Origin of the sequence: Actinomyces stomatis (assembly GCF_031292835.1) — a bacterium.
GTDB lineage: Bacteria > Actinomycetota > Actinomycetes > Actinomycetales > Actinomycetaceae > Actinomyces > Actinomyces stomatis.
Genome location: NZ_JASPEP010000047.1, coordinates 1 through 4196 on the forward strand (window position 1 = coordinate 1; position 4196 = coordinate 4196).

A 4196-nucleotide genomic window follows, 5' to 3' on the forward strand; every position below is an offset into this window, starting at 1 on the left:
GAGTGGCGGACAACCCCTGGGCCGTGGAAGGCGCGCCGGCCGGCGGCCTGCCGCCCGTGACCTCCGGCGCCCCGTACGAGATGCGAGGCCACAAGGCCCCGCCCTCCCTGCGGACCGCCAGGAGGCCCGCGCCGTCCTCGCAGTCCAGCACGTCCCCGGCCAAGGTCGTGGGCTGGATCCTCTTCATCCTCCTGTTCATCATCATCCGGGCGTTCAACGGCTGAGACGGGAGGGGGCCGGGGCCGACGCCATCAGGGGTCGGATGTGCCTCAGGGCGCGGCGGAGCCCGGGGTCGAGCCGCTCGGGGCGCTGGTGACCGGGATGGTGATGGGGCTGTTGGAGGCGTAGCCGTGCTTGAAGGCCCACACCACGATCTCCAGGCGCGACGTCGTCCCGGTCTTGTGGAACAGGCCTGTGATGTGGGACTTGACCGTCGCCTCGGCGATGGCCAGCAGGGAGGCGATCTTGCGGTTCGAGGCCCCCTCGCACAGAAGGTGGAGCACGTCGCGCTCCCTCTCCGAGAGGTGGACGCTGCCGTCCGCGCCGCGCACGGAGGCCAGGGCGTAGTCGATCAGGCGCGTCGTCGGCGTCGGGGCCACGACCTTCGCCCCGGAGTGGACCGTGCGCACCGCCGCGATGATCTCCTCGGCCGGGGCGCTCTTGAGCAGGAAGCCGCTGGCGCCGGCCCCCAGACCCTGCAGGAGGTCCTCGTCGGTGTCCACCGTGGTCAGCAGAATGACCCGGGTCGACGGCGAGGTGCGAAGCACCTCCCTGGTCATCTCCACGCCGTCCATGTTCTCCATGTGGACGTCGGTGATGAGGACGTCGACCTGGTGAGACTGCAGAAACCGCAGGACGGCGCGAGGTGAGCGCGTTGCGGTGAGGACCTTGAGGTCCTCGACGTCGGAGAAATAGGACTCCAGATGGGCCAGGGCCATCGCGTCGTCGTCGACCAGGGCCAGGCCGACACAATCGGGAGAAATCTGGGAAGACATGAGTCTCCTTGGGCAGATGTGTGCAGCCCGCGATCAGTGGGGGCGCGGCCTGCTGGGAACAGTGAACAAACTACCTGAAAAAACAGATTCGCCGTGTAAACGCTCCGAGACGCGCCCAGACGAAAGGCGGATAGAACTATCCAAACGGCGAAGAAAGCAATAGATCAAAGGCCGATGCGAGGCCCCGACGGATTCCGGCAGGCTCTTGAGCAGCGGCACTTCCCCAAGTGTGCCTCCTCTGTCGTTCCCAGGAAGGAGGGTCCGTGTACCGCTCTGCGCTCATCGAGGGCATCGCCCCGTCATTGGCGCGCGCTGCGTCACTCGAATCTCCCTTCGGCCTGGTTTCCCGTTCCACCGAGCTGCCCCAAGCGGCCGGAGAGCCGGTCTTCGCGATCTGGACCGGTCTTCTGGGTGATCCCTCTGAGGCGCTGAGGTCACAGCGCACCTGGAATCACCGTGCCGAGGCGGGCAACTTCGACGGGGCCGGCGGGGCCATCGACGCCGATCGCGCCAGACACATCGCGATCGTGGAGACGATGGAACGCTACTCCAGCTGCTCATGGACGGAGGAGGAGCTGGTGTGGGACACCCCCGCCGGTCTCGGCGAGGCCGCGATCGGACCGGAGCGCTGGCCGGCGTGCTCGGCCACCGAGCTGGCGGACCCGGACTGCGGGCTCATCGCCTCAGACCCCCGCGTCCCCCTGCGATGGGTGCGCGGCTGGTCCCTGACCCGCGGCCGTGAGGTCTTCGTCCCAGCGGTGCTGACATACCTCAACTTCCCGGTGCGCACCCCCTCCGAGCAGTTCGTCAACCCCATCTCCACCGGCACCGCCGCGCACTCCGACCTGCGCGAGGCCGTCCTGGGCGGCCTGCTCGAGGTCATCGAGCGCGACTCCATCGCCCTGACCTGGCTCCAGCGCCTGCGCCTGCCCGCGGTCGCCGTCGACCCCAGCACCCTGGGTGAGGAGGTCGCCGAGTACCACCGGGTGGGCACCTCCACCGAGCTGGAGACCCACCTGTTCGACGCCACCACCGACTACGGCGTCCCCACCCTCTACGCCGTCCAGACCTCGCAGGTCGACCCCGAGCTGGCCCAGGTGGTGGCCGCCACCTGCGACATCGACCCGCAGCGGGCGCTGGCCAAGATCTACCGCGAGCTCGCCTCCCTGCGCATCGCCCTGCGCAGCCACGCCCGCGGCCCGCGCGCCCAGGAGATCAAGGGGCAGGACCTCACCGTGGTCGGTGGCGCCCTGGCCGACGCCGAGCTGTCCATGCGCCACGTCTTCGACTTCCTCCTGGAGGGGGAGCGGCCCGTCCACGCCCTCGATGAGATCGGCACCCTCACGGCACCGACGTCCGGCGCTGACGGCACCGACGGCAGCAGTGGCGGAGTCGGCCCCGACCCGCTCGGGCAGGTTGTCGCCAACCTGGAGCGGGCCGGCGCCGAGGCGATCGTCGTCGACATCACCACCGATGAGGCCCGCCAGGTCGGCATGCACGTCATCAAGGCCCTCATCCCCGAGGCCATGCCCCTGTCCTTCAGCCACCACGCCCGCTACCTCGCCACGCCCCGCCTCTACCAGGCGCCCCGGGCGATGGGCCTGACCGTCCACGATGAGGAGGGGATCAACCCCGTCCGCCAGCCCTTCGCCTGAGCCATGTGCCCGGCGTCCGCACCACCAGCCACGTCACCGACCGACTCCCAGGAGCCCCGACCCGATATGAGCATGACGCCGCCCGCACCGGCCACGCAGCCGGCACCGCAGGCCCTCACGGGGCCGGTGACGGCCTACCTGCCCCAGGGCGGGTTCGCGCGCGCCGTCGTCGCGCGCCTCGCCGGGCAGAGCGACCCCGTCATCCCGGTCGACCAGGGGCTGGTCAGCGCCTACATCCCCTACGCCGACCGCGTGGTTCTCATCGCCGACCCCGACCAGTCCGGCCTGCGCGAGGACCTCGACACCCTCTCCTTCACCCGGGGCATGCCCTCCCTGGGCCTGGAGCTCTTCCCCACCGAGCTGCGTTGCGGGCCGCTCGTGGTCCCCGGCCGCAGCGCCTGCTACCGCTGCTACGACCGGCGCCGCCGCCAGCACGGCTACCGCCCCCTGCCCCCCGAGGTCGCTTCTGAGCACGGCCCGCTGGAGCAGGCCTACGCCCATCACCACGTGCTCCTGGGGGCCGGCCTCATCTCCCTGGCCCTGCAGACCCTGGATGCCCTCGACCCCCAGGGCCCGACCACGGGAGGCGCCGACGACGTCGCGCCGATCGGCGGCCAGGTGTGGACCATCGACCTCGTCTCCGGCATCACCACCTGCTCGTCGACCGTGGCCGTCGACCGCTGCGAGACCTGCTCGGGCCGCTACGCCGGCGGCCGCGACGGCCTGCCCGCGCTCGCGGCCCTCCTGCCCGAGCGACGTGGGGAGGTGGCCTGAGATGGCCGCAGACGCCGGAAGCTCCGTCATGCGAGCCGGCGACGTCGGCCGCGCCGCCCGCCGCGACCTGCAGTTCCGCATCCCCCGCAGGCCCGTGGTCCGGCTGGGGCTGCGCGCCCGCCCCGAGGAGAACGGCTGGATCATCGACGGCGCCCGCAAGAGCCAGGTCCTGGGCGGGGCCTTCGCCCGTGAGCACATGGGCCCCCTGCTCCAGGCTTGCGACGGCACTCGCACCCTCGACGAGATCGGCGAGGCCACCGGCATCGGCCCCCAGGCCGCCTTCGAGGCCGTCTCCCTGCTGTGGACCGGCGGCATCGTCGAGGAGGGTGACACCGAGCCGGCCCCCGGCGACCCGTCGCCCGAGCTGGCACGGTTCCTCTCCCGTCTGGGCGACTCCACCGGCGTCAACGACTCCTGGCAGGACGCCGCCCGCCGCCTGGCCGCGGCCCGGGTCGCCGTCGTCGGGGACAACGAGCTGGCCGGTGAGATGGTCGCCGCCCTGGAGCCCACCGTGCCCGAGGTGCGGCTCGACGGCGCACCCCGCCGGGGGGACACGCTCACCGTCCTCATCGAGACCGTCGACTGCGCGGCCCGCTCCCAGGAGGTGGCGCGCCGCTGCCGGGAGGAGGGCATCGCGCTGCTGCGGGTGCGCGCCGAGCAGGAGGCGGTGACGGTCGGCCCCTACGTTGACGAGGCCTTCTCGCCCTGCCTGGCCTGCGCGTGCGCCGATGAGCCCGAGATCGGCCCCCGCCCCGAGGCCGCCCGCCGCGAT

The 4196-nt window shown here is 71.8% G+C and carries 4 protein-coding genes and 1 pseudogene; 4 read left to right on the top strand and 1 reads right to left on the bottom strand.

Annotated elements, in window-relative coordinates:
* Positions 1–224, top strand: a 224-nt coding sequence (locus RIV12_RS12960) for a hypothetical protein (RefSeq protein WP_309324422.1), incomplete at its 5' end; no start/stop codon positions are given.
* A 45-nt stretch (positions 225–269) separates the two neighbouring features.
* On the opposite strand, the gene RIV12_RS12965 is transcribed toward RIV12_RS12960, so the two are convergent.
* Positions 270–995 (bottom strand): response regulator, encoded by a 726-nt coding sequence (locus RIV12_RS12965; RefSeq protein ID WP_309324424.1) that lies wholly within the window; start codon positions 993–995, stop codon positions 270–272.
* A 263-nt stretch (positions 996–1258) separates the two neighbouring features.
* On the opposite strand from RIV12_RS12965, the gene RIV12_RS12970 reads away from it, so the two are divergent.
* The 3 genes and pseudogenes from RIV12_RS12970 to RIV12_RS12980 form a co-directional block, all read left to right on the top strand.
* Positions 1259–2650 (top strand): YcaO-like family protein, encoded by a 1392-nt coding sequence (locus RIV12_RS12970; protein WP_309324426.1) that lies wholly within the window; start codon positions 1259–1261, stop codon positions 2648–2650.
* A gap of 66 nt (positions 2651–2716) precedes the next feature.
* Positions 2717–3424, top strand: coding sequence for a cyclodehydratase (locus tag RIV12_RS12975; protein ID WP_309324428.1), 708 nt, complete (start codon positions 2717–2719; stop codon positions 3422–3424).
* 1 nt (position 3425) lies between these two features.
* Positions 3426–4196 (top strand): annotated as a pseudogene (locus RIV12_RS12980) (bacteriocin biosynthesis protein); the annotation flags it as partial.

Coding starts and splice junctions, on each gene's coding strand:
- RIV12_RS12965 (WP_309324424.1), bottom strand. CDS start 995: ATGTCTTCCCAGATTTCTCCCGATTGTGTCGGCCTGGCCCTGGTCGAC.
- RIV12_RS12975 (WP_309324428.1), top strand. CDS start 2,717: ATGAGCATGACGCCGCCCGCACCGGCCACGCAGCCGGCACCGCAGGCC.